Consider the following 25762-nt stretch of genomic DNA (forward strand, 5'->3'; position numbering starts at 1 on the left):
TCAGTCGTTCTCCGTGCCCGGGGTTACCTGACGAGCGCGGATCGTAAATTCAAAGACCCGTCCATCACCATCCCTCTGGCGGCTACGCTGGATACCATCCAGATCTGGATCATCCAGCCATTCGGCATCATCAATGGAACGCAGATAGGCAGAAACCCGGGCCTGGGATTCAGCCACCCCGCGGATGGTAATATTGGCGCCACTCTGGTTGAGCTGGGTCAGGTACACCCCCGACGGCAGCGATTCGACGAGATCGTCAAACAGTCGAACGCCATCGGGCCGGCTCTTCTGCAGCTCCTCGATGATCTGCATGCGGGACAGAAGGCGCTCACGGGTTTCCTGGAGCTCCTCGATCTCCGCGATCTGTTGCTCCAGTTGCCGAATTTCATCCTGAATACGGCTGTTCCGGTCTTCCTGATGGTCTACCCAGCCACCCACCGTGGAATGGGCATAGAACAACATCAGCCCCCCCAGGATGGCGGCACCGGCCATCTGAATCGCGAATTCTTTCTGCCGCTCCCGGCGCAATTCCTCGCGCCATGGCAGGAGATTGATTCTGGGCATCAGTCAAAGCTCCTAAGCGCCAGCCCGCAGGCAATCATCAAGGCAGGTGCGTCTTTCTCCACATCCTGCGCCCGAGCCCGGGACGAAAGCTTCATTTCACCGAATGGGTTGCCGATTACCGTGGGCACGTCCAGGCGTTCCTGAATCATCTGGTCCACGCCCGGGATGGCGGCACAGCCACCACAGACGATGATCTGGTCCAAATGACCCTGGCCACTGGTGGACGAGAGATAGAATTGCAGGGAACGGTTGATCTGCTGGGCCATATCATCCACGAATGGCTCCAGGATTTCCCCCTCGTAATTGCCGGGCAGCCCCCCTTCCTTCTTGGCCTTGCCGGCTTCCTCGAAGGAGAGGCCATAAGCTCGCATGATTTCCTCGGTCAGCTGACGACCCCCGAAGGCTTGGTCCCGGGTATAGGCCACCTTGCGATCATAAAGAATACTGAAAGTGGTGGTGGTGGCGCCAAAGTCCACCACGGCAATGGACTTGTCCAGACCGTTATCCGGCATTTGATGGGTGAGCAGGCCGCAGGCGTTTTCCAGGGCATCGGATTCGATATCCACCACGGCGGCTTGCAGATTGGCCGCCTCCAGTACCGCCTGGCGATGCTCCACATTCTCGGTGCGGGTGGCGGCAATGAAGATATCCACCATGTCCGGATCCGCCTCGGAAGGGCCCTGCACTTCAAAGTCGTAGGAAACCTCTTCCAGGGGAAAGGGAATATACTGGTCGGCTTGCAGCTCCACCTGCTCTTCCAGCTCCTTGCCGCTGAGACTGGCGGGCAGTGAGATGATCTTGGTGATCACCGAGGCGCCACCAATGGCGACGGCGGCCTGCTTGCAACGGGTCCCGGAGCGCTTCACCGCCTTGCGGACGGCATCACCGGCCGCATCAATATCGACGATCACTTTATCGCTGATGGAATTCTGAGGCATGGGCTCTGCCGCATAGTGATCCACGCGGTACCCGGCCTTGGTCTGGCTGAGTTCAATCACCTTCACCGAGGAGGTGGAGACGTCGAGCCCAAGCATCGGTTTGGAGCGTCGCTTTGAAAGCACTGCTTTTTTCCTTTCTCAGACGGCAACTTGGCGGCAGAACATGGCCCAAAACATTAAGTGATGAATTGAACTATATATCATCGTGGCGTCAAATCAAATGTGGATTTGTGTCCGAATGAAGCGCGGAAAACTGGCGGTCGAGGTCCGCTCGTCAGAGGCCCAGCCTGGGAGCATTTGCTAACTTTGGCGATAAACCCATGAAATAAAAGGGCATTTTTCCCAATCCGGGGAGCTCTGCCCAGTCTCGCCATGGGCTGGTCGCGCTCACGGGGCGGGCACCGTAAAATATTGTCCAATTGTTGATTTTTTGCCGGGGAGTTGCATGAAACGGTTTTCCAGGATTCTGGTGTTCCTGCTGGGAGCAGGCTTCACGATGTTCGTCGTGGGCATCGGCGTCATCATTGCCGCCTATCTCTATGTGGCGCCCGACCAGCCGGATGTGCAGAGCCTTCGGGAGGTAGACCTCCAGGAGCCCATGCGCATCTATTCCCGGGACGGGCGACTGATGGCCGAGTTCGGCGAGGAGCACCGCAAACCGCTGAGCTACGATGAAATACCGGAGCAGCTCCGTCAGGCGTTCATCGCCGCCGAGGATGATCGTTTCTACGAGCATCCGGGGGTCGATTATCAGGGCCTGATTCGGGCCGCCGTCAACTTGGTCCGTACCCGTGAACGCAGTCAGGGCGGCAGCACCATCACCATGCAGCTGGCCCGCAATTTCTTCCTGACCCGGGATCGCACCTATGTGCGAAAGATCAGTGAGATTTTTCTTGCGCTCAAGATTGAACGGGAGTTCACCAAGGAAGAAATCCTCACCCTGTATCTGAATAAGATCTACCTGGGACAACGGGCTTACGGGGTGGGCGCGGCCGCCGAGATCTATTACGGCGCTGATGTGGACGAATTGACCCTGGCCCAAATGGCCATGATTGGTGGTCTGCCCAAGGCGCCTTCGCGGGACAATCCTGTAGCCAACCCGGACCGGGCGACCGGACGGCGGGGTTATGTGCTGGGACGCATGCACACCCTGGGAATGATCGATCAGGAAACCTATGCCGAAGCCACCATGGCGCCGGTCACGGCCGGTGTCCACAGCGCCACCATCGAAGTGGACGCCCCCTTTGTGGCGGAAATGGTACGCCGGGAGATGGTGGAGCGTTTCGGGGAACAGGAAGCCTATACCGGCGGTTACCAAGTCACCACCAGCCTGGATGCGAGCCAGCAGAGCGCCGCCCAGGAGTCACTGAGAAACGGCCTGATCCAGTATGACCGCCGACACGGCTGGCGCGGGCCCGCAGGACAGGTGATTGCACCGGACGATCTGGAAGATGATTCAGCCTGGGCAAGCCGCCTATCCGAATATTATCGCATTGCCCACCTGCACCCGGCGGCGGTGGTACATGTGGACGAAGACGGTGCTGAAGCGGTTCGCCGCAACGGGGAACGGATCAACGTGCCCTTTTCCACCATGGAATGGGCCGAACCCTTCGTGAACCGCAACCGTCGAGGCCCGGCGCCAGAGCAACCCTCGGATGTGGTGATGGTGGGCGATGTGGTCTTCCTGGAGGAGGAGGAAGATTACTGGGCCCTGTCCCAGGTACCGGAAATTGAAGGCTCCGTGGTGGCCATCGACCCCGACAACGGCGCTATCCGTGCGCTGGCGGGTGGCTTCGACTTCCGCCACAGCCAGTTCAACCGGGGCGCCCAGGCCCTGCGCCAACCGGGCTCCGCTCTCAAGCCCTTCATCTATTCCGCCGCCCTGGCCCACGGCTTCACGCCGGCCAGCCTGGTGAATGACGCACCGGTGGTGGAAGGCGAAGGCACTGAATCCATCTGGCGTCCGGTGAACTACACGCGGCGTTTCTTCGGCCCTACCCGCCTGCGGGAGGCACTGGTTCATTCCCGCAACCTGGTGTCGGTACGGATCCTGCGCAGCATGGGCATTAGTAACGCCGTGGACTTCCTGCGCGCCTTCGGTTTCACTGAACAGGCCTTGCCAAGGGACCTGACCCTGGCCCTGGGCACGGGTGAGATGACACCACTGGACCTGACCCGGGGCTATGCCGTCTTCGCCAACGGCGGCTATCGGGTAGAGCCCTGGTTTATTGAAAGCATTCATGACCGCCATGGAGAAACGATCTACCAGGCACAACCCAAGACCGTCTGCCCGGACTGCGAGGTCAACACCGCGGCAAACGGCAGCCAGGATCATGACAGCACGGAGGCGGATGAGACCTGGCGACCCTCGCTGTTCGATGACGAGCTCCAGCCGCAGGAACCGCTGCAGCTGGCGGAACGGGTGATCACCCCCCAGAACGCCTTTCTCATCAACAGCATGTTGCAGGATGTCATTCGCCAGGGCACGGGGCGGGGCGCCCGCCAGCTGGGACGCTCGGACCTGGCCGGCAAGACCGGCACCGCCAACGAATACCGGGATGCCTGGTTCAGTGGTTATAACCGCAACCTGGTGGCCACCGCCTGGGTGGGTTTTGACCGTTCCCAGCCCATGGGGCCCCAGGAGTCGGGGGGGCGCACGGCACTACCCATCTGGCGGGAATTCATGAGCTTGGCCCTGCTGGGCGAACCGGAGACCAGCTGGGAACAGCCCCCGGGCCTGGTATCGGTGCGGATTTCCCGGGAAACCGGCCTGATGGTGGGCGCAGACCACCCCAATGGCATGTTTGAACTCTTCCCGGAAGATCAGTTACCGGAACGGGAAGACAGTGACAATGATGAAGAGGTCAGTACCGAAGATCTGTTCTAGCCTTAATGACCCAATGCCGGGCCCATCAGGGCCCGGTCATTGTCATCCTCCCTGTTTAGTGTAAACCTTCTCCTAGCGTCCAAAGCGGAGAAACATTAACACCGTCGAAACCCTTCAAAACCTGCATCGGCCATCCGGCCGCCCGAATCGGGCTTCCATCGGATTGACAAGGGCCAGCGGCCCTTTGGCAATGGAGAGGCAATCATGCCCAAAGCGAGTTTTGACCGACGGGGCGAGGAACTTCGCCATCGCATGGCCCAGGAAGCAGCGCGCATCCTGGCCGAGGAAGGGGTCCGCGACTATCTCATGGCCAAGCGCAAAGCCTCGGAACGGTTGGGGCTGGACCGGGCCCAGCAGCGTCGCATCATGCCCACCAATGTGGAGATCGAATCGGCGCTGAATGAACACCTTCGTCTCTTCCACGGCGATACCCAGCCGGAACGCCTGCGGGAACTCCGTGCCGCAGCCGTGGAAGCCATGCATCTGCTGCGGGATTTCTCGCCGCGATTGGTGGGCGGGGTACTGGATGGCAGCGCGACCCTGCATGCGGATGTCTGCCTGCACGTCTTCGCCGAGATGCCCGAAGCAGTCTATATGCACCTGATAGACAGCGGCATTCCCGCCGATATCGACGAACGTCGATTACGACAATCCAACGGCAAACACGATCAGTATCCAGTTTACCGTTTCCTGGCCGGTGACATCAGCCTGGATATCACCGTATTCGCCATGCACGAGAAAGGCCACGCCCCCCGCAGCCCCATCGACGGCCGCCCCATGAAGCGGGCCAACCTGACAACGGTCAAGGCACTGCTGGAAGAGACCGAGGACGTGATCTAGGGCACCGCGAAGCCCCCCCCCTAGACCACCCGGTTACGACATTCGCCTTCCTGAAAGGCGCGGATGTTCATGGCCATCTCATCCAGGGCACGCTGACGGGCCTCCACCGCAGCCCAGGCCACATGGGGCGTGAGAATGAGATTGGGGATATCATCCGCCAACAGAGGACTGCCATCCACCGGCGGCTCCTGACTGAGCACATCCACCCCCGCCCCGGCAATCTCCCCGGCGCGCAGGGCATCCGCCAGGGCCTGTTCATCCACCACTGCGCCCCGGGCGGTATTGATCAGCAATGCATGCCGGGGCATGCGCTCAAAGGCCTGGGCATTCAGAAGATTCCGGGTATGCTCGGTCAGGGGGCAGTGCAGGCTGACAATGTCGGACTGTACAAGCACATCATCCACTGGCAGGCGGCCTTGCCGAAGCGGGCCCTCCCGACCGGGACGTTCGGCCAGCAGCACCTCCATGCCGAAGGCTTCTGCAATCCGGGCCACGCCACCACCCAACTCCCCGTAACCAATGATACCCAAAGACTTTCCGGACAGTTCACTGATGGGATAGTCCAGCATGGTGAAGTGGGGCGACTCCTGCCAGTTGCCAGCGCGCATGCGCTGTCGGTAACCATCCAGCTTCTGATTCAGGGTGAGGATCAAGGCAAAGACATGCTGGGCCACCGCCTGGGTGCAGTAACCGGCGATATTACAGACGGCAATACCCCGTTCCCGGGCCGCGTCGATATCCACATTATCAAAGCCGGTGGCTGCCAGGCAGACCAGCTTCAATCGAGGCGCGGCATCCATGACGGCAGCGGTGACTTTGACCTTGTTGGTCAGAAGCACCTCCACATCCTGGATACGATCTGGAATCTGCTCCGGCGTACTCACTGGATACTGCTGAAAATCACTCAGCACTGCATCCAGCTCGGTGGTTTGAATATCGCCCTCATGGGACACGGTATCGAAATCGAGAAATACACCCTTCAAGGTCTTGTCTCCTCAGGCTTTTCAGGGGAATAAGATCAGCTGGCGGGATTGTAGGGTTTCTGCGGGGGCGCATCGGGCTTACAGAAGAGAAAGCCCTGGGCGAAATCCACATTGTGGGCCTGGAGAAATGCCCATTCGGTTTCCGATTCAATGCCCTCCGCCACGGTCAAAACCCCCAAATCCTGAGCCATTTCCGCCAGCTTGATGAACACCTTCTGTTTGTAGGGATTGATATCAATATCCCGCACCAGCTCCCGGTCGAATTTAACGTAGTCGGGACGCAGGGAAGACAGGAGGTTCAATGAAGCATAGCCAGAGCCCAGATCATCCAGGGCAACACCGAAACCCGCCTTGCGATAAAAATCCAGGATGGAGGTCAGGTGATCCACATCCCTCACCTCTTCACTCTCAATCACTTCAAAGACCAATCGGCTGGGATCGATACCGGCGTCCTGTGTGGCCCTTACCGTGGTTTGAAGGCAAAAGGCAGGATCATAGATAGCGGTGGGGTTGAAGTTGATAAAGATCTTGCCTGCCAGATCATAACGTACGGCATCACGTATGGCCGTCAGCCGTGCGGCCCGATCCAGATGGAACATCAGGTCGGCTTCGTTAGCGGCAGCAAAGATCTTGGCGGGGGAAATCAAGCCGCCTTTATCATCCCTGGCACGCAATAGGCACTCATGGGCAAACACCCGGTCCGGGTCGTTCATTTCCACAATGGGATGAAAATGGGCAAACAGCTGATCGTCCTCCATCAGCTGCACCAGCCACTCCCCCTCCATACGGGCCGTCATCACCGCCAGGGGGCGGGCCTGAAGCAAGCCGGACAGGGTCAACTCTTCGCCCTCATTCAGAAACAGGGCATTGCATTCCTCCCGTTCCGGCCGGCTCAATGTTCCATTCAGGTGCCGTAACAAATCATCCAATTGGCGGGCATCCAAATGAATGCCCAATACACCCGGCATGCTTTCATCCATGCTCAGGCTGGCGGCTTTTGCTGCCACCATAATCTTCTTCCGCGTATGAGGGACCGGGGGTGAGACATAAAGATTGCCCTTGCCACTGGGCCCCTTGGGCACAACCTCGCAAGCGGGACAAGCGCCTTTCTGAACCATGGGTTTACTCCATCCGGCTCGTTGCTATTTAGTGTATTCAGCAATCCAGGGCTTGCTGCTGTGTTTGAAAGCGGACCTCGCCGTCCAGCTGCGGCAGAAGAACCAGCTGAAACGGTCGTGTAATGGCCTGTGTGGTCATACACCCTTCACCGGGCTCTTCCATGATCACCTGGACCATGATGTCATCACCGTCCTGTCTGACTTCATCCACCTGGACGCTATAGCCCCCGGTCCTTCGCTCCCCCATGAATATTGCCACCACCATGGACTGGTCAAAGTCCACCGCCGGCCGCTCACCACGTTGATCACTAAGGTCCCAGATTCGCTCAAAAGTATCCGCATCACGCACCACCATCATGCGCTCGGCCGATTCCCGGCTCTGGCTACCGCGGGCCAGTTCTTCGATTTCATAGCTACCATTCTGCATGGCGTTTTCCTCTGCCTGTCCATTGCCTTCTCCAGCCGCGCAGGCGGAGAGAAAAATGCAACACATACTCAGTAAAACCAGTCCTGCTCGATTCATGATGCCTCCAATATCGTCCGTGGGCCGGGTACTATTCCGGCATTTCCCCAAAGCCATGGGGCCTATCATCCCGTATTCTGCAAACCCTGGGCAATGCCGTTCACCGATGCGATCAGGGCATGCAGCAATCCTTCGTCTTCCCGGCCACCGGCGCGCCAGCGCTTGAGCAGATCCACTTGCAACAGGCTCATGGGATCCACATAAGGATTGCGCAAGCGAATGGTCCTGGCCAGAACCGGGTCGTCCTCCAGCAATTCCTCGCGACCCTTGGCCCGGAGCAGAGCGGCCACGGTCTGGGCATGAGCGTCCTGAATACGCTGAAAGAAATGCCGACGTGCCGGATCCACCAGGGCTGAATAGTGCTCGGCAATGGCCATGTCGGACTTGGCCAAGACCATTTCCACATCCGATAGCAACACTCGAAGAAAGGGCCATTCCGCCACCATATGGTTCAGTGTGTCCTGTCCATGTTCGGCCTCGGCAGCAGCCAGTCCGGCACCCAGACCATACCAGCCGGGCAACAAGGCCCGGCACTGGGTCCAGGCAAACACCCAGGGAATGGCCCGCAGATCCTCAATCCCCTGACCCTTGCGTCGGCTGGCCGGCCGGGAACCCATGGACATGCGCTGAATGACATCAATGGGGGTCATTTCAGCAAAGAAGGTCTCGAATGCCGGGGTCTCATAGACCAGTTCCCGAAAAGCACTGCGACTGGCCGAGGCGATGGTGTCCATGACGGCAGATTGTTTTTTGCTGGCCGCCTGGGTCTGACCGGGAATGGAGGCCCGTAGAGTAGCGCCCACATTCTGCTCCAGGGTGCGCATGGCAATGGAGCGCAACCCGTACTTGGCACTAATCACCTCGCCCTGTTCGGTCACGCGCAGCCGACCACGCACACTGCCCGCTGGTGTAGCCAGCACCGCTTGAGGTGTTTTGCCCCCGCCCCGGCTGGTGCTGCCCCCGCGGCCATGGAAGATGCGCGGTTCCACTTGAGCAGCATCGGCGGCCGCCACCAGCTGGGCCTGAGCCTTCTGGACCGCCCAACGGGAAGCAGCGATCCCCGATTCCTTGTTGCTGTCGGAATAGCCCACCATGATTTCCTGAGCCTGCCCCCGTGCCGCAAGGTGCTCCCCGTAAACCGGGTCGCCCAGCACCGAGGCAAGGATGTCCGGTCCCCGCTCCAGGTCCGGCACCGTTTCCAGCAAGGGCACGATGTCCAGAGGCACGTTACCGGAGGCCTCGCCCAGACCGGCGGCACGGGCCAGAAACAGTGCCGCCAGCAGATCCTCCGGTCCACGCGCCATGCTGATGATGTAGGTGCCGATGGCTTCGGGGCCAAAACGGCGGCGGCTTTCGGCAATGGCTTCGAAAACCGCCAGGGTTCGGGTGAGGACCTCCCCCTCGCCAGCCGTCGCTGGCAGGCCTTCGCTCATCAACCGGCGCATGTGATTGGCCCGCTTTTCCGGGGTCCATTGGGACCAGTCGGCAATGCCCAGGTATTCCCCCACCGCCTGCCGGTGCACCTCGGAATCCTGGCGGATATCCAACGCCGCCATGTGAAAGCCGAAGGTACTGGCCCGGCGATACAGACGGCGAACGGAAAACAGGCCGGCATGGGCGCCCCGATTGGCCGCCAGGCTGTCCACCATGAGCAGGATGTCATCCACAAAGGCAGCGGGGTCTCCATAGGCCCCGCTCTCGTCCCGGGCGCTGGCCGCCAGGCGAGCCTGCATGAAGCGGATCATGGCGCGATAGGGCATGCTGCGGTGACGGGCGGGCATGGCCTCCACCACCTGGGGAAAACGGGCTTGGTAGTCCGCCACGCGCTTGCTCAAGGGCTCGGCCACACCAACCCGGGAAACACTCTGGCTGAGGCGGCGATAGAGGCTGTCCAGCTCGCCCTGATAGCACTGGATCACCAACTGCCGATGTTCCGCCAGGGTGCTTCGCACCGTATCCGCGTTGACGTTTGGATTGCCATCCATGTCCCCGCCCACCCAGGAGCCGAAACGGACCAGGGGCGGCAGACGCTCGGGCAGGGAGGCATCGGGCCAGACCGCCTTGAGCGCTTCCTCCATGGCCTCATAAAAGGGCGGAATGACGCGGTAAAGGACATCGGTGAAATAGAACAGCACATGCTCCATTTCATCGGCCACGGAGGGGCGTTCACTGGGATGCTCCTCGGTCTGCCAGGCCGAGGTAATCTCCATCCGCATTCTCTCCCTGGTGGCACGGTCTTCCCGGGGTGTCATCTCCGGATCCATCCGCCCTACCAGCAGCCGGGCCAGCCGCTGCTGTTTCTCCAGCAGGGAACGGCGCATGGATTCGGTGGGATGGGCCGTAAATACCGGCACGAACTGAACCCGGTCCAGGGCGTGGATAATCTCCTCCCGCCCCACCCCGGCGGCCTGCAACTTTTCCAGACTGTCCCTAAGCCCCTCGGGCTGGGGCAGGTCTTCGCGCTCATAATCCCGGCGGCGACGGATGCGGTGAACCCGTTCGGCCAGGTTCACCGTCTGGAAATAGGTGGAAAAGGCCCGGATCAGTTCCGCCGCCTGGTCCGGTGCAATGGTGCTGACCGAATCCGCCAGCTGTTCGGCGGCCGCCCGATGTCCTTCCCGGCGACGGATGGCACGCCGGCGCGCCTCTTCCACTTGCTCATAGAGGTCCACCCCGCCCTGCTCTCTGAGCATGGCTCCCACCAGTGCGCCCAGCTCGCTGACATCGTCCCGCAGGGGTTGGTCCTTGGCTGCAAATTGAATATCCCGTCGAGACAAGGCTGGCTCCTAGTTCATGATCCAGAGCGTGAAATTGAGTACGGAGGCAAAGGCCACCCACGCCCAGTAAGGCAATAGCAGCCAGATGGACAGGCGATCCTCACGATAAAACAACCGGATGGTCAGGGTAATGGCGGCCAGCAGCAGCAGGATATGGAAAAAGGCCCAGCCCATCATTTGCAAACCGAAGAAAATGGCCGACCACAGGGCATTCAGCACCAACTGAAATAGAAACACCGCCAGGGGCAGGCGGGCCGCTTTCAGACCGCGTCGCCACCAGACCCGCCAGGCGGCCACCGCCATCATGGTATAGAGCAGGGTCCAGACCGGACCGAATAACCAGGCCGGCGGGTTCCATACCGGTTTGTCCAGGCCCGCGTACCATTCCCCCGGGGGGAACAGGCTGCCAAAGGCGGCGGCGGAAAAACACAGGATCAAAAAGGCCAGCAGACCGGCCCCGGCTTTCAATGGTGTCATCAGGCTTTCTCCATCTGCCAGCTTGCGGCCGCTCCGCCCATCTCGGGCTGCCGGATTGCCAGTTCTATCACATCCCCGGGGTGCAGGGGGCCAACGCCGGCCGGGGTGCCGGTGAACAGCACATCCCCCGCCCGGAGACACCAGAATCGGCTCAGCGCCGAGATCAACTCGGCCGGGGTAAACAGCATGTCATGGCCGTAACCCTGTTGGCGACTTTCACCATTGACACGGGTTTCGAAACAAAGATTGCTCAGGTCGGCTGACAAGTCGGCGGGCCAGGGCATAAAGGGGCCCAACAGGGCACTGCCGTCGAAGGCCTTGGCCACTGTCCAGGGCAGACGGTCCTGCTTGAGGCGGGATTGAGCCTCGCGCAGGGTCAGATCCACGCCCAATCCCACCCCCGCGAAGGGCTGCGCTTCCCGCCCGCTCAGCAGCAATGTCAGCTCGCCTTCAAAATCCACCCGGCCCAGGCCGCATGGCAAACGCACGGGGCCCGGCGGTACCCGGGCAGAGCCGGGCTTGAGGAAAATCACCGGATGCCGGGGCCGCTCGGCCCCCATCTCCCGGGCGTGGTCGGCAAAATTCCGTCCCACGCAGAACAGGCGGCTGGCATCATCCACCGGCGGCAAATCCATTGGGACCATTCAGGCCTCCGATGCCGCGGCGCCCGCCCGGCCCAGGATCTTGTCGAAGGCCGCCAGGACGTAGCGAACCGCATCGTCATCAATATCCAGATGCGTCACCAAGCGCAATTCCGGCCCCGGATTGACTCGAATCCCCTCGGCGGCCAGGGCCTCGGCCAGCGCCGGACCACTGATGGTCAAGGGGCGGACCATGAGCATGTTGGTCCCGGTAGCCCGCACCTGGAGCTGATCCTGATAGGCGGACAGGGCCTTCGCCAGCCGATCGGCACGGGCATGGTCATCTGCCAGCCGTTCCACGTGGTGATTGAGGGCGTGAATGCCGGCCGCGGCAATGATACCGGCCTGGCGCATACCACCCCCCAATACCTTTCGCCACCGCCGGGCATCCCGGATCAAATCACGGTGCCCGCAGAGCACCGAACCCACCGGCGCCCCCAGGCCCTTGGAGAGACAGATGGAGACACTGTCGAAGCGGGCGGTGACATCGGCCAGCGAGACTCTGTGGTACACGGCGGCGTTGAAAACCCGGGCCCCGTCCAGGTGCAGGGCCAAGTCATGTTGACGTGCCCTGTCGGCCGCCTGCTCCAGGTAGTCCATGGGCAAAGCCCTGCCCCACCAGGTGTTTTCCAGGCACAGCAGGCGGCTGCGGGCAAAATGGGCATCGTCCGGCTTGATAGTGGCTGACACCGCCTCCAGGTCCAGGCAGCCCCGCTCATCCAGAGGTAGGGGCTGGGGCTGGATACCGCCCAACACCGCCGCACCACCGCCCTCGAACTGATAGGTATGGGCATTGTGACCGACGATATATTCATCGCCCCGCCCACAATGGGCCAGCAGGGCGGCCAGATTGCTCTGGGTGCCGGAGGGCAGGTAGAGCGCGGCCTCCATCCCGGCCCGCTCCGCAGACAGGGCTTCCAGGCGGCTGACCGTGGGGTCCTCGCCGTAGACATCATCCCCCACCTCGGCCTCGGCCATGGCGCGGCGCATGGCAGGCGTCGGGCGGGTAACGGTATCGCTTCTCAGGTCAATCACGGGCATCGTTGCATATCCTTTTCACTGACCCTCCCAAGATACCACGAGCCTCCGAGGCTGGATGCTATGCTGTAAGGCTTTGCCGACTGATAGAGAGACGTTGCTATGGACGCCCTTGGTGAGGCACTGCAATCCTTGGCGGGCTTTCTGTGGGGGCCGCCGCTGATCGTCCTGGTGGTGGGTGGCGGCCTGTTCTTTCTGATCTATAGCCGCATGGGGCCTTATCGCTATTTTGGTCATGCCATTGCCATCTTGCGGGGCAAATACGACGACGTCGATGATCCCGGCGACATCAGTCATCTCCAGGCCCTGTCGGCGGCACTGTCCGGCACCCTCGGCCTGGGCAATATCGCCGGGGTGGCAGTGGCCATCGGCACCGGCGGGCCCGGTGCCGTGTTCTGGATGTGGGTCACCGCGGTGGTGGGGGTGGCCACCAAATTCTTTACCTGCTCCCTGTCCATCATGTACCGGGGCCGAGACAGTCGTGGTCAGCTCCAGGGCGGCCCCATGTACATCATCCGGGAAGGCCTGGGATCCCGCTGGCATTGGCTGGCAGTATTCTTCTGCGTGGTGGGTCTGTTCGGCACCCTACCCATTGTGCAGGTCAATCAGCTCACCGAGACCCTGCGGGAGGTTGTCTTTATCCCTGCGGAACTGGTGGACCCGGATGACCATTTCCTCTTTGATTTGATCTTCGGCATCACCGTGGCGGCCATTGTGGCCTCGGTGATCTTCGGCGGCATCAAGCGGGTGGGCTATGTGGCTGCCCGGCTAGTGCCGGCCATGGTGGCCGTTTACCTGTTGCTGACCGCCGTTGTCCTGGCGGCCCATCTGCCGGAACTGCCCGGCCATCTGGCCTTCATCGTCACGGACGCCTTCACCGCCCAATCCATCGGCGGGGGCGTGCTGGGCATGATCACCATCGGGGTGATGCGAGGGGCCTTTTCCAACGAGGCCGGCATCGGCACCGAGGTGATGGCCCACGGGGCGGCCAAGACCCGTGAACCGGTTCGGGAAGGCCTGGTGGCCATGATGGGTCCGGTGATCGATACCCTGATCGTCTGCACCTGTACCGCCCTGGTGATCCTGGTCACCGGCGTCTGGCAAGAGGAAGGCCTGGGCGGGGCGAGCATGACCGCTCAGGCCTTCGGCGAGGTTCTGCCCTATGGCCTGGGCGCCTATATCATTGCCTTTGTGGTGCTGATTTTCGCTTCCAGCACCATGTTCACCTTCTGGTATTACGGCGCCAAGTGCCTGGGCTTTCTTATCGGAGCTGAACGCCAGCATTACTACAAGTACTTTTACACCCTGCTGGTGGTGCTGGGGGCAGTGGTCTCGCTGGAGGCGGTATTCGGCCTGATCGACAGCATGTATGCCCTGATGGCCATTCCCACCATGACCGCAACGCTCCTGCTGGCACCCCGTGTCATGGAAGCCGCCCGGGATTACTTTGCCCGCTTGCGGGAGGAGGAGAAGGAAGGCTAAGGGCAGTCCTTAAACCTTGAGCAGTTCGAACGAAGCCGAAGCCAGCTCATCCCCTCCACTGCTTTAATTCAGGAGGATCGAGTGCAGGGTGGGACTGGCCAGGGCTAGGCCACTCGCCAAGGATGTCGCGCCCAGAGCCCCAGGGATGGGTCCATGCGTCCCTGGACAGTTCCACCCTGTGCTCGAGCCGTGAAGTCTTGAAAGAAGCCCACCCCCCTCTGGCTGGCAAAGCCTGAATCGCCGCGTAGGGTTTTGATCGGATTGCATTGTGGCGTTCAGCCATTGAAACACTAATCAATGTTGGAATTGGGCAGATTCAGGGCATGGCTTCTTAGCGAATACCCGGGCCACTCCAACTACAGCCAGCTGAGGATGTAGATTTCTGTTTTAACTTCACGACTGAATCTTACGAGAGACTTAAAACCAGAGGCTTCGCGGGACGGAGAACTCAACGGCTTCCGTCTGCCTTGCTGTCCTGGCCCCGAGTGGATTTGGCAGCCAGCTGTTTGCGGCATTGACGCAGGGCCTTGGCCATCTCGGCGCCGGTCTGGAAACGCTCTTCCGGCCTCTTGGCCAGGGCCTTGTCCATGATGGTACCGACACAGGGGGGCAAATCCAGGCGCAGGTGGCGGACATCCGGATGCTTTTCATTGGCGATCTTGTACATCAGCGTCGCCAGGGGCTGGCCATCAAAAGGCAACTCGCCGCGCAGCATCTGATAGAAGGTGACGCCAAGGGAGAAGATATCGGAACGGCCATCCACCTTCTTGCCCAGCACCTGCTCCGGTGACATATACGAGGGTGTCCCCAGAATGGTGCCGGTCTTGGTCTTGCTGGCATCGGTAAGGCAGGCGACGCCGAAATCGGTCACCTTGATTCGGCGGGTACGCCGGTCATAGATCATGTTACCCGGCTTCACATCCCGGTGAACCACATGATGGCCATGGGCGTAATGCAGGGCGTCGGCCACCTGGGCGATGATGTCGAACACCGTGGGCACGGGCAGCAGCTTGCCCGGACGGGTGTAACGTTGCAGACTGCTGCCGTCCAGGTAATCCATGGCGATGTAGGCCAGATCGGCTTCCTCGCCCACATCGTAAATGGTGACAATGCTGGGATGGTTCAGACGGCCCGCGGTCTCCGCTTCCCGGAAGAAACGGTCGGTAACCTTCTCCAACTGCTCGCCTTCAAACTCTTCCGACAGGGCCACGGTCTTCACCGCCACGGTACGGCCAATCCGGGGATCGCGGCCCAGATAAACCACCCCCATGGCACCCCGGCCCAGCTCCTTCTCTATTTCGTAACGACCCAGCATGGGCTTTTGCATGCCGTCCTCGGTGAGCACCAGTGAGCGCACCCCGCCCCGGCTGCTGCCCAGGGCCATCTTGCTTTCCAGCACCCCGAGCTTTCGGATCCGAGCTTCCACATCGGCAAAGCCCGGGGAAAGGCGGTTGATATGACGAAGCACCACCTGGGCCTTGGCAAACAGGCGACGCCGTTCAAAATCCAGGCCCAGGTCATAGAGCTGATCCAGCAGGCGGGGCTCGGGCTGGCATAGCTTGAGCCGCTCGTACGCCGCATCCAGACGCCCCATGGATTGCCAGGCCTGGCCCAGCAAGCGGTTAGCCTCGGACAACTCACCGGAGAACAACTGCCGCCGCTCGGCCAGATACTGCTTGAGCCCCAGAGCCAGATGACCGGTGAGCAAGGCGATTACCGGCATGGCCAAGTCCAGGCGCATCATGCGCGCCATGGGCATAACCAGCTGCACATTGAAAAGCACCACCGCCAACAGCAGGGTCAGGGCAATGCCCGTGGCCAAGCCGACCCGGGGCAATAGATAAGCTAGATAAAGACCAACCACCACCAGAACAGCCCAGGGGAGGACAGCCAGCCAGTCGGGGGCTCCATAGACATCCCCCCGTATCAGGGCATTGCTGTGATGCCCCACCACTTCCAGGGGATTCATGTCCACGCCCAATGGGCTGGGCAGACGATCGGCCCATTGGGCGGAGGTAGTGCCTAGGATCACGGCCTTTCCCGCCAGGCTTTCGGCATCCACCCGGCCTTCGAGCACATCATTCAAAGAGACTCGCTGGAGGGCGTTGTCACCGCCGCCAGCATAAAAATGGGGCTGAAAGTGATAGCCGGTATCCGTGCTGATACGCTGGGACCCCAGGGTCAGGCCCGACTGGTCTTCCACCCGGATCGCGGAGGCGCTGTCATCCAGCATGCGGGCAGCAATATGAACCGAAAGGGCGGGGAAATACATACCATCACTGTGCAGCAAGGCGGCCGGCTGACGGGTCGCCAAACGCTGTTCGGCATGGGGCAGAAAGCCCACCCCGTCCACTTCACTGCTCAGGCCAGGATGAACCGGCAACAGGCGCCCCTCCGGCATGGACCGAGCCGCGGTGAGATAGCCTTGCACTTGGTCCTGAAAGCTGGCCTGCAGGTTCAGGTTCAGGGCGCTGGCACGGAGATAATCCGGCAGCCAGTCCGCTTCCAGGGATCGATGTTCGTCTGTCGAGGACCAACTGCGGTATGGCAGACCAAGCAACACGGTACCGGGCCCATCCAGGCGAGCGGCCAGCAAGGCATCCGCCACGGGCCCGGCCAGCCCCCAGTCCGGGGGCAACACCAGGGCGGTCACTCGGGCACCACTTTCCCGGCTGAATATCGCCGCTTCCCCCACTGCCTCAGCCAATTCCGGCCAATCGGAAAAACGCCGCAGGGATTGATCATCCACTTCCACCAGCAACACATGATCACCGGCCCCACGTTCAGGGGCCAGCCGCATTCCCCATTCGGAAACCTGACCGTCCACGACGCTCCACGCCCCCGCCAAGCCGGCGAGGCCCACAAGAAGTGCAACGATCAGACCGACAAAACGATCATGTCTCAGCCAATTCAATGCAAACGGCCCCCGGCCAGATGAGCTGACATTATGGAATAATCTCCCCAAGCAGATGTCAGAGGCTACACCAGACTATACCTGCGGCGCGAGCCCGGCCCATGGGCTGCCCAAAACCATCAGGAAAGCATCATGCAAGTGATACTCAAACTGCTAGGCGTGCTTCTTTGTCTTGCTCTGGTTGAGACCGCCATGGCCCGGGACTGGGATGGAGACTGGTCCCTGCGTTATGAGGCCCGCCTGAGCAGTGAAACCCTGCACCCGACAGTGGCCGGCGAAGACCGACAACTGGAGCAGCAGATCGCCGGCCTGCATTTCCAGGAAGTCGTTGCCGGGGGCATTTACGGTGGCCTGAGTGCAGGCTTTCCCTCCATTCGCTGGCAGCAGCCGGGCCGAGATGATTCCCCCCGCATGGGTGGTTGGCAACTGGGCCTGAGCCTGGGGGGGCGCCACCCCCACAACAGCGAACTGGCGATGGTCTGGGAGGCCAGTTATGGCTGGATCCAGGTGAGCGGTGATCTGGCGGAAGACGAGAGCCTGAGTCTGGACCTGCGCGAAACCAGCAGCCGTGTGGGGCTGGATTGGCAGCGGGATGCCTGGGCCATCACCGTGGGTGTGACCCGCCGGCATTGGGACGGCGAGGAAAGAATCGACGGGGATAGTCGCGGGCCCAGCCGGAACCTGAGCTGGCGACCGGATGATCACGCTTTTATTGAAACCCGGCTGCGAATCAATGACAGCGGCTGGTTGTCTCTTGGCCTGACTAATACCGGGGAGGATCGTCGCATCACCCTGGGCTTCGGACGGGGCTACTAGGTGAAATGCCGGGTCGGACAGCGCTAGAAGGGCGGTAAGTGATCGCTGAGCCAGGCCTCCACTTCGGTCGCGGATTTGCGTCCGGCACTGCGGGCCACCGTGTTACCGTGCCGGTCGAACAACACCAGGGTCACCGCGTCCACGTCGTATTGCTCGGCAAAGCGCTCCCCCCGAGGCGTATTCAGGTCGGCAACCAGATAATGCATGGCATCAGGATGACGGTCGCGAACCTGTCCCAACTGATCCATCAGATCCACGCTCTCGACATAATTATGGTCATGGACCAGCACCACCGCCGGCTCGCCGGTACCGATCACGCTGAGATCGGTGCTGAAGCCCATGGGCAGCATGCTCAGTAGCAGCCAGCCCAACAGAATCAGGGCGGCCAGGATCAACAGAACGGACAAGGGCTTCGCAAAGGATTTCATGCCATGCTCCCGGACATTTCACGGTAGAGTTCGATCTCGGCCGCCAATTCTAACCGAAGCGACAGGAAATCACCGCACCATGGCCACGGTTGAAGCAAGCCTGCACGCCCCCAACTGGCTGCTCCATTGTCGTCCCGGCATGGAATCGGCCACTGCCGCCGAGATGGAGGAACGGGCCCGCGCGCAAGGCATCCTCGGCACCTACGCCATCGCCCAGGCAAACAGCGCCTATCTGCGCTTGTGCCAGCCGGACCCGGACCAGGCCCGGGCCATGGTGGAGCAGGCGCCCACGGGCCACATCTTTGCCCGTCAATTGATCCATGAACATTGCTGGATGGAAGGACTACCCCAGCGTGACCGGCTCAGCCCCATTCTGGCCGCATTACCCCGTCATCAAGGCTTTGAGGGGATCCAGCTCAGTGCGCCGGACAGCAATGAGGGCAAGGCACTGTCCCGATTCCTCAAGGGCTTTGGCCGGGCCCTCAGGCAGGGTGCCGAACAACAGGGGATCGATCTGGCGTTGCCCGGCGCCCCTCGCCTGCATTTATTTTTCCCCGATTCCAACCGGGTCAGCATTGGTTTCAACCAGGATCCGGCCAGTCCGCCAGGCGGCATCCGACGCCTGCGCATGCCCGGCCAAGCCCCCAGTCGCTCGACCCTGAAACTGGAAGAAGCGCTGCTGACCCTGCTCAGTGAGGCGGAAAGAAACCGCTGGCTTCAGCCGGGGCTTCGGGCGGTGGATCTGGGCGCCGCACCCGGGGGCTGGAGCTGGCAGATGGTGCGTCGTCATATCCAGGTCACGGCAGTGGACAACGGCCCCATGGCGCCCTCCCTGATGGACAGCGGGCTGGTGGAGCATGTGCGGGCGGATGGTTTCACCTGGCGGCCGCCGCGGGCGGTGGACTGGCTATTGTGCGACATGGTGGACAAGCCGGGGCGGGTGGCGGCCCGCATGCAGGAATGGCTGGGCCAGAGCTGGACCCGGCACGCGGTATTCAATCTCAAACTCCCCATGAAGCGGCCCTGGCCCATCGTTCGCAATCTGCTTTGGGGCCTAGAATCGGCATTGGCGGAAAGCCGCCCCAGTCTCGAACTCCGGGCCCGCCAGCTCTACCACGACCGGGAGGAGATCACGGTACTGGCCGTGGACCCTGACGGGCCCGGCGCTCGAAAATAGTCAGTGGGCAGCTCGTCCCATTGCCGCCATTCGCCGGAAGGCCTGCTACGCTTTAGGGTGGGGTCAGCCCCCTAGAGCACTTCATCCGGCAGAGGGGAAGGCGTCATGAGACAAGCGAGCATTCATACATTGTTCTGGGGAGCCTGTGTCCTGCTGCTCCTGTCAGCCTGTGAACAGGCGGAGCCCCCTGCGGAGGAAACCGCCACCGACGAGGCGGCGCCCGAAGCGGTGAGCGACTGTCAGCTGACCATGGGCTGGGATCCCTGGGAGCCCTACCACTACATGACCCCCAAGGGTGAGGTGGACGGGCTGGACGTGGAACTGGTCCGCGCCGCCGCCGAGCGAATGGATTGCGAGCTCGACTTTGTCCAGGACGATTTCCTGACCCTGTTGGACGGGCTGCGCGCCGGCGAGATCGATCTGATTCCCGGAGCCACCCACACCGAGGCCCGAGCTCAATTCGCCCACTTCAGCGATCCTTATCGAGTGGAGTACTTCACCATCTGGATCCGGACCGATGATCAGGAATTGCTGGAAGGCAAAGACCTGACTTCCCTGCTGGAATCCGGTCGGCGGGTGGGCTTCACGGAAGGCTTCATTTACGGCAGCGAGGTGGAGTCACTCATGGCCGATCCCGAGCACGAAGTCCTTCTACGGGGGGCCCGGATCGGTGACCTGAATCTGCTGCGCCTCATTGATCATGATATCGACGCCATGATTGAGGACCCCTATGTGGCCACGTCCATTCAGCGGCGTCTGGGCTTCGGTGAGCAAGTGGTACGCCTGGAGCACGAGCTGGGCCGTGGGGATGTCCACCTGATGTTCAGTCAATCCTCGGTGGACGAGCCGCTGGTGGAACGCTTCAACGATGTCCTGGCCGAACTGGAGGAAGACGGAACTCAGGATGAAATCGCCGCCCGTTACCAGAAGCCCTGACGCCGACTGCTTCGAGGACAAGCATCGATTCTCTTCCAGGAAGCAAAAAAGGCCGGCCTGAATCATCAGGCCGGCCTTTTTTAATCACCCTCTGTCAGATCGACTTACCAGATGTTGGCCCGTTCCTCTTCCGGCAGGTACATCTCATCGTCCGGCGAGACATCGAATGCCTCATAGAAACCCGGGATATTCGGCAGGGTCGTATTGACGCGAAACTCGCCGGGTGAATGGGGGCGAGTCTGGAGGTGCTGGCGCAAGGCCTCATCCCGGAACTGGATTCGCCAGATCTGGCCCCAGCCCAGGAAGAAACGTTGCTCACCCGTGAATCCTTCGATCTCTGGTGCCGCTTCTCCGTCCAGGGACAACTGATAGGCCCGCCAGGCCACCCGCAGGCCGCCGTGGTCGGCAATGTTCTCGCCTAGAGTGGCCCGACCATCGATGTTCACCCCTTCAAGAGGTTCTTCGGCACTGAATTGGTCCACCAACACCTGGGAGCGGTCCTGGAATTCTTCTTCCGAACCCTCGGACCACCAATCCCGCAGATTCCCATCTCCGTCCACCTGACGACCGGAATCATCGAAACCATGGCTGATCTCATGACCGATCACCGCACCGATGGCACCATAATTGATGGCATCGTCTGCATTCACATCAAAGAATGGTGGCTGCAGGATCGCGGCCGGAAAGACAATCTCGGTCATGGAAGGCGAATAATAGGCATTCACCGTCTGCGGGGTCATGAACCATTCGTCCCGGTCCACCTCTTCACCCAGGTGATTAAGCATACGCTCATGCTCATAAGCCCGTGACCGCATCACATTGCCCAGCAGATCTTCGGGGTCCACTTCCAGGCCCTCGTAGCTCCGCCATTCATCCGGGTAACCAATCTTGGTATTGAAATCTTCCAGCTTTGCCAGGGCCTCGTCCCGGGTATCCGGGCTCATCCAGGGGGACTCCTCCAATGTCTGCTGGAAGGCAATCATCAGGTTGTCCACCATCTCGGCCATGCGTTCGCTGGCCTCTTCATCATAGTGGCGTTCCACATAGAGCTTGCCGAGCTGGAATCCCACCACGCTGTTTAGCGTTTGGATCGCTCGTTCCCAGCGAGGCTCCTGTTCTTCCAGTCCCTGCAAGACGCGGCCCGAAAAATCAAAGCGGGCATCAGCAAAATCGCTGGACAGGTATTGGGCATAACGGCTCAACACCCGCCACTGCAGGTAGGTCTGCCAATCATCCAGAGGATGTTCAGAGAGGAGCCTGTCAGCTTCACTCAGATAATCAGGCTGACGGACAACCACGGCGTCCACCGCTTCCACGCCAAGGGAATCCAGGAACTCCGACCAGTTCATACCCGGCGCCAACTCTTTCAAAGACGCCATTTCCTTGCGGTTGTAGGTGGCCACCGGGTCCCGGTTTTCAACTCGGGTCCAGTGATGCTCTGCCAACTCGCTTTCCAGGGCCATGATGGAATCGGCCGCTTGTGACGGAGATTCATGCCCCATCAACTCGAACATCTCGGCAATATGCTCAAGATAAGCTTGCCGGACATCCTCATTGGCTTCATCCAGGTAATAGTCCCGTTCGGGGAGACCCAGCCCGGACTGACTGATATAGCTAATGTATTGCTCGGAGTCGCGCGCATCCTGACGCACAAAGAAACTAAAGGGGCCGTTGACGCCATAAGTCGGCAACTCAGCCAGCAGGGACTTGAGCTCATCCCGGTCTTCAATGGAGGTGACTTTTGACAACAGGGGCTGCAAGGGCTCCAGGCCCAGCGTTTCCAGACGCTCCTCATCCATGAAGCTGATGTAGAAATCCCGAATCATCTGCTCCGGGCTACCTGTTTCCACACCTTCGGCTTGGGATACTTCATCCACAAGCTCACGCAGATCTCTTTCCGCCTGCTCACGAAGTTCGTCAAAGCTCCCGTAACGCGCTCGGTCAGATGGGATATCGGTACGCGCCATCCAGCCGCCATTCACGAAACGAAAAAAATCATCCTGGGGACGAACATCCCGGTCCATATTTTCCAGGTCCACACCCAAGGCACGAGGTGCCTCCTGATCCGTGGACGATGCTCCTTCTCCCATTTCTTCCTGGCCGCATGCAAACAAAACACTTGCACACAGCAACACCAACAGGTGTCTGCTCATCGTTGCACCTCAAAGTTTTCGGACAAAAAAATTCAGACGCACACAGGCGCCCGGGGTTCAATTCAGAGTGGGAACTGGCCGATGACTGAAACCGAGATCAAGCTCGCCGCCCTTATAATCGGGCAGCTTCCCACAAACAGCCTAGTGGAGCCAGTCGTCGATGAACCGTTCCAGATCATCGTAAGTGTAGTTTTCGAACCAGATATAGCGCAGACCGATCCGGAACCGATCTCCCTCATCGGCCCTGGCCGCCACTACCCGGCAGCGGGCATCTACATCCGAGTAGCGACCGTCCTTGAGCGGTAGCTGCATCTGGATCCGCAACTCCTCGCCGGCAAGCTTGCCCTGCATGGCTGATTCAGGCAGCAATTGCCGAGCGGTGCTGCTACTGCAGAGCATCTGCAAACCTGTCAGGGAAATATCCAGAGCCAGGGCAGAATGAGCCTTGCCCTGACCATCCAGCACCTTCACCGGGTGCTGGGTATCGATTCGCTCGAATACCCGGCGGTCATCACTGGCGCCCAGTTTGCTTGAATGATCAATTTCGCCCATATCCTTCACTCCCTGTATTTTGATTGACCGGGCACATCGGCGAGGGTCAATCGGGTGTCTTTATCAGACGGCTGCATTCCCGGCATCCGTCACCTCCTTCCTTGAGTCCATCCGCTCTCCCCAACTTTATGTTGGGTTTTTTTTTAAAATGTTGGGTTTTTTAAATTGCACAGCTGCTCAACCCCTTCTTCTCCAGATAACGTTGATGATACTCCTCAGCAGGATAGAAGGCCGTGGCCGGACTGATTTCGGTCACAATGGGTCGCTTGAAACGCCCTGACCGGTCCAGTGCCTCGCGCGCTGTTTCAGCTTTTTCTTTCTGCTCTGGTGAATGGTAGAAAATCGCAGAGCGGTACTGGCTACCCACATCCGGCCCCTGGCGATTCAGGCTGGTGGGATCATGCATTTCCCAAAAAACCGATAGCAATTCTTCATAGCTCAACCGCTGGGGGTCAAACTGAATCTCCACCACCTCGGCATGGCCAGTCTCTCCGGTACAGACGTCTTCGTAGCTGGGATTCTCGTGATCCCCCCCTTGATAACCCACACGGGTTTCCAGCACGCCGTCCATTTCCCGGAAGCGGGCCTCCACGCCCCAGAAACAACCGGCGCCGAAACTGGCTTTTTCTGATCGCATTCTCTCGCTCCTGCCCCAAGGTCTGATCCGTATTATGTACTATGGATTAGGACTGGTGGCCTTGCCCGGGGTTCCTCTGCCATTGAAGCTTATCGTTCTTTCCCATTAGTTTAGCAGCCTTCGCCTACAGGTGAGTAATCGGGAAAAACACCCCGAAAACAGGGGCGTCCCTGCGGTGAAACCCAGTCCGGCCGAGTGCTCGGTTAACCCAATATCCAACAATTGCAATGGCCTGAGTGGCTGGGTACTGTCAACGCCTTCTTTGGGGCATGGGAGGCAACGATGAAGGCAGATCCCCGTCAACGCAAGGCACTGCTGCAAACCCTGGGTCCGGGCCTGCTCATGGCCGGGGCCGCCGTTGGCGTCTCCCACCTGGTCCAGGCCACCCGGGCCGGCGCGGAATACGGCTTCCTGCTGCTGGGCTTGGTGGTTCTGGTCTGCGCCCTGAAATATCCCTTCCTGGAGTTCGGGCCCCGTTACGCCGCTGCCACAGGCCTTTCCCTCCTGGACGGCTACCGCCGCATGGGGCGTTGGGCACTTGGCGTCTACATCCTGATCACGGTGGGCACCATGTTCGCCATATTGGCCAGCGTCACCGTGGTCACCGCCGGCTTGGCCGGACGTTTTTTTCCCCTGCCTCTGGGCACCACAGCCTGGTCGGCCATGGTGCTGGGCTGTTGCGGCCTGATTCTGCTACTGGGGCGCTTTCGGGGCCTGGATCTAAGCATGAAGGTGATCATGGCCTTGCTCGCCCTGCTGACCCTGGTGGCAGTGAGCCTGGCTCTGTTGAGCCCGGAAAGCTGGACGGACCGCCCACCAGAACCTTCAATGGCCTCCCTCTGGTCTGGTGCCGGCATCGCCTTTCTGCTGGCCCTGATGGGATGGATGCCCATCCCCCTGGATGTGGCGGCCTGGCATTCCCTCTGGGCTCAGGAACGGCGCCGCCATACCGGCCACCAACCGTCAGTCCGGCATGCCCTGTTCGACTTCAAGCTGGGTTACGTGGGGGCCACTCTCCTGGCTGTCTGCTTTCTGGTTCTGGGTGCAACGGTAATGTATGGCAGCGAAGAAGCCTTGTCAGAGAGTGGGGTGGTCTTCGCCGGACAGCTGGCAAGTCTCTACGGCCAGACTTTGGGCAGCTGGAGTACGCCCGTGATCCTCCTGGGCGCCCTAATCGTCATGTTCAGCACCACCCTGGCGGTCAGCGATGCCTATCCTCGCGTCCTTTCGGCGCTGGCCGGTTTCGCCAGCCCCAAGCTGAACCACGGGGGCCGTCGCCTCTTTATTACGGGATTTTTTGCGGTAGCGGGCGGGGCGCTGATCGTTATCCACTTCTTTGGGCAGGCCTTTACCACCTTGGTGGATTTTGCCACCACTATCTCCTTTTTGTCGGCACCGCTGCTGGCGTGGCTGAACTATCGCCTGGTTACCGGGCCTCTCATGCCGGCGGCCCACCGGCCAGGCCCCGGCCTGAGACTTTTCAGTCTGGTGGGGATCGGCTTTCTGCTGGGCTTCTCCCTGCTGTGGATCATCTGGCGACTGCTGGGCTAACGCTTGCGATAGCGCCGACGCAGACGGTCCTCATCCCAAAGACGGGAAAGGTGCTGGAAGGGATGGAGCAGGGCCAGGGCATGCAGCAAGAAACCCAGCCCCCAAATGCCCACCAGGATGAGCAACCAAAGCAGCATTGGACTGCTCACCAGGGCAATAAGTAGCAAGACGCCGGCGGAAGGCAGGAAAATGGCCAAATGGATGAGAAAATCCCGGACCGTCCGGGCATGGATCTCCGCCTGCTTATAGGGGTTCTTGTGCGGGTCACCGACCGTCACGATGCATTCCCGGGTTCGTGGCTTACGGGCAACTTGAATGAGAAATGGCATG

The 25762-nt window shown here is 60.6% G+C and carries 22 protein-coding genes; 7 read left to right on the forward strand and 15 right to left on the reverse strand.

The genetic code is table 11. The annotated features are described in order from the left end of the window. Positions 1–564: a PilN domain-containing protein gene (locus J2T60_RS09930; RefSeq protein ID WP_253449276.1), complete on the reverse strand. Its 564-nt coding sequence runs from the start codon at positions 562–564 to the stop codon at positions 1–3. Further along, positions 564–1598 (reverse strand): pilus assembly protein PilM, encoded by a 1035-nt coding sequence (locus J2T60_RS09935; protein ID WP_253450813.1) that lies wholly within the window; start codon positions 1596–1598, stop codon positions 564–566. Before J2T60_RS09935 ends, J2T60_RS09930 begins: the two co-directional genes overlap by 1 nt. Positions 1599–1947: 349 nt before the next feature. Between J2T60_RS09935 and J2T60_RS09940 the strand changes: the two genes are divergently transcribed. Next, positions 1948–4389 carry a penicillin-binding protein 1A gene (locus J2T60_RS09940; RefSeq protein WP_253449279.1) on the forward strand — a complete coding sequence of 814 codons (2442 nt, stop codon included), beginning with the start codon at positions 1948–1950 and terminating at the stop codon, positions 4387–4389. 204 nt (positions 4390–4593) lie between these two features. Beyond that, positions 4594–5229 (forward strand): hypothetical protein, encoded by a 636-nt coding sequence (locus J2T60_RS09945; RefSeq protein ID WP_253449282.1) that lies wholly within the window; start codon positions 4594–4596, stop codon positions 5227–5229. A gap of 20 nt (positions 5230–5249) precedes the next feature. On the opposite strand, the gene J2T60_RS09950 is transcribed toward J2T60_RS09945, so the two are convergent. The 7 genes from J2T60_RS09950 to ltaE all read right to left on the reverse strand — a co-directional run bounded on the left by J2T60_RS09950 (position 5250) and on the right by ltaE (position 12789). Then, entirely contained in the window at positions 5250–6212 is a 963-nt protein-coding gene (locus tag J2T60_RS09950) for a 2-hydroxyacid dehydrogenase (RefSeq protein WP_253449285.1), read from the reverse strand. 35 nt (positions 6213–6247) lie between these two features. Then, complete coding sequence (locus tag J2T60_RS09955) at positions 6248–7330, reverse strand: EAL domain-containing protein (protein ID WP_253449288.1); 1083 nt, start codon at positions 7328–7330, stop codon at positions 6248–6250. Between the two features lie 37 nt (positions 7331–7367). Continuing rightward, positions 7368–7853 carry a protease complex subunit PrcB family protein gene (locus J2T60_RS09960; RefSeq protein WP_253449291.1) on the reverse strand — a complete coding sequence of 162 codons (486 nt, stop codon included), beginning with the start codon at positions 7851–7853 and terminating at the stop codon, positions 7368–7370. 65 nt (positions 7854–7918) lie between these two features. Next, complete coding sequence (gene ppc / locus J2T60_RS09965) at positions 7919–10630, reverse strand: phosphoenolpyruvate carboxylase (RefSeq protein ID WP_253449293.1); 2712 nt, start codon at positions 10628–10630, stop codon at positions 7919–7921. Between the two features lie 9 nt (positions 10631–10639). After that, positions 10640–11107, reverse strand: a complete 468-nt coding sequence (locus tag J2T60_RS09970; protein ID WP_253449296.1) for a TspO/MBR family protein — start codon at positions 11105–11107, stop codon at positions 10640–10642. Further along, positions 11107–11751 carry a fumarylacetoacetate hydrolase family protein gene (locus J2T60_RS09975; RefSeq protein ID WP_253449299.1) on the reverse strand — a complete coding sequence of 215 codons (645 nt, stop codon included), beginning with the start codon at positions 11749–11751 and terminating at the stop codon, positions 11107–11109. Before J2T60_RS09975 ends, J2T60_RS09970 begins: the two co-directional genes overlap by 1 nt. Next, positions 11752–12789 carry a low-specificity L-threonine aldolase gene (gene ltaE, locus J2T60_RS09980; protein ID WP_253449302.1) on the reverse strand — a complete coding sequence of 346 codons (1038 nt, stop codon included), beginning with the start codon at positions 12787–12789 and terminating at the stop codon, positions 11752–11754. It abuts the gene before it with no gap. A gap of 99 nt (positions 12790–12888) precedes the next feature. Between ltaE and J2T60_RS09985 the strand changes: the two genes are divergently transcribed. After that, positions 12889–14268, forward strand: a complete 1380-nt coding sequence (locus tag J2T60_RS09985) for an alanine/glycine:cation symporter family protein (protein WP_253449305.1) — start codon at positions 12889–12891, stop codon at positions 14266–14268. A gap of 448 nt (positions 14269–14716) precedes the next feature. Here the strand turns inward: J2T60_RS09985 and J2T60_RS09990 are convergent, their stop codons facing one another. Further along, positions 14717–17182 carry a CHASE2 domain-containing serine/threonine-protein kinase gene (locus J2T60_RS09990; RefSeq protein WP_253449308.1) on the reverse strand — a complete coding sequence of 822 codons (2466 nt, stop codon included), beginning with the start codon at positions 17180–17182 and terminating at the stop codon, positions 14717–14719. Between the two features lie 132 nt (positions 17183–17314). Here J2T60_RS09990 and J2T60_RS09995 point away from each other — a divergent pair, with 132 nt between their 5' ends. Further along, positions 17315–17998 (forward strand): hypothetical protein, encoded by a 684-nt coding sequence (locus J2T60_RS09995; protein ID WP_253449311.1) that lies wholly within the window; start codon positions 17315–17317, stop codon positions 17996–17998. Positions 17999–18021: 23 nt separating this feature from the next. Here the strand turns inward: J2T60_RS09995 and J2T60_RS10000 are convergent, their stop codons facing one another. Next, the gene (locus J2T60_RS10000) at positions 18022–18426 is read right to left on the reverse strand and encodes a TlpA family protein disulfide reductase (RefSeq protein WP_253449314.1); all 405 of its coding nucleotides are present in this window, start codon (positions 18424–18426) and stop codon (positions 18022–18024) included. A 79-nt stretch (positions 18427–18505) separates the two neighbouring features. Between J2T60_RS10000 and rlmM the strand changes: the two genes are divergently transcribed. Further along, entirely contained in the window at positions 18506–19603 is a 1098-nt protein-coding gene (gene rlmM / locus J2T60_RS10005; RefSeq protein ID WP_253449317.1) for a 23S rRNA (cytidine(2498)-2'-O)-methyltransferase RlmM, read from the forward strand. 105 nt (positions 19604–19708) lie between these two features. Next, the gene (locus tag J2T60_RS10010; RefSeq protein ID WP_253449320.1) at positions 19709–20539 is read left to right on the forward strand and encodes a substrate-binding periplasmic protein; all 831 of its coding nucleotides are present in this window, start codon (positions 19709–19711) and stop codon (positions 20537–20539) included. 104 nt (positions 20540–20643) lie between these two features. Here the strand turns inward: J2T60_RS10010 and J2T60_RS10015 are convergent, their stop codons facing one another. The 3 genes from J2T60_RS10015 to msrA all read right to left on the reverse strand — a co-directional run bounded on the left by J2T60_RS10015 (position 20644) and on the right by msrA (position 23881). Next, a complete protein-coding gene (locus J2T60_RS10015; RefSeq protein ID WP_253449374.1) occupies positions 20644–22692 on the reverse strand; it encodes a M13 family metallopeptidase in 2049 nt (682 codons plus the stop codon). A gap of 141 nt (positions 22693–22833) precedes the next feature. Beyond that, positions 22834–23244: a PilZ domain-containing protein gene (locus J2T60_RS10020; RefSeq protein ID WP_253449377.1), complete on the reverse strand. Its 411-nt coding sequence runs from the start codon at positions 23242–23244 to the stop codon at positions 22834–22836. 160 nt (positions 23245–23404) lie between these two features. Continuing rightward, positions 23405–23881, reverse strand: a complete 477-nt coding sequence (gene msrA / locus J2T60_RS10025; protein ID WP_253449396.1) for a peptide-methionine (S)-S-oxide reductase MsrA — start codon at positions 23879–23881, stop codon at positions 23405–23407. A 282-nt stretch (positions 23882–24163) separates the two neighbouring features. Between msrA and J2T60_RS10030 the strand changes: the two genes are divergently transcribed. Then, a complete protein-coding gene (locus J2T60_RS10030; protein WP_253449399.1) occupies positions 24164–25432 on the forward strand; it encodes an NRAMP family divalent metal transporter in 1269 nt (422 codons plus the stop codon). Here the strand turns inward: J2T60_RS10030 and J2T60_RS10035 are convergent. After that, positions 25429–25761 carry a 2TM domain-containing protein gene (locus tag J2T60_RS10035; RefSeq protein WP_253449403.1) on the reverse strand — a complete coding sequence of 111 codons (333 nt, stop codon included), beginning with the start codon at positions 25759–25761 and terminating at the stop codon, positions 25429–25431. The two genes, J2T60_RS10030 and J2T60_RS10035, sit on opposite strands and share 4 nt — an antisense overlap. Between the last annotated feature and the right edge of the window lies 1 nt (position 25762).

Origin of the sequence: Natronospira proteinivora (assembly GCF_024170465.1) — a bacterium.
GTDB lineage: Bacteria > Pseudomonadota > Gammaproteobacteria > Natronospirales > Natronospiraceae > Natronospira > Natronospira proteinivora.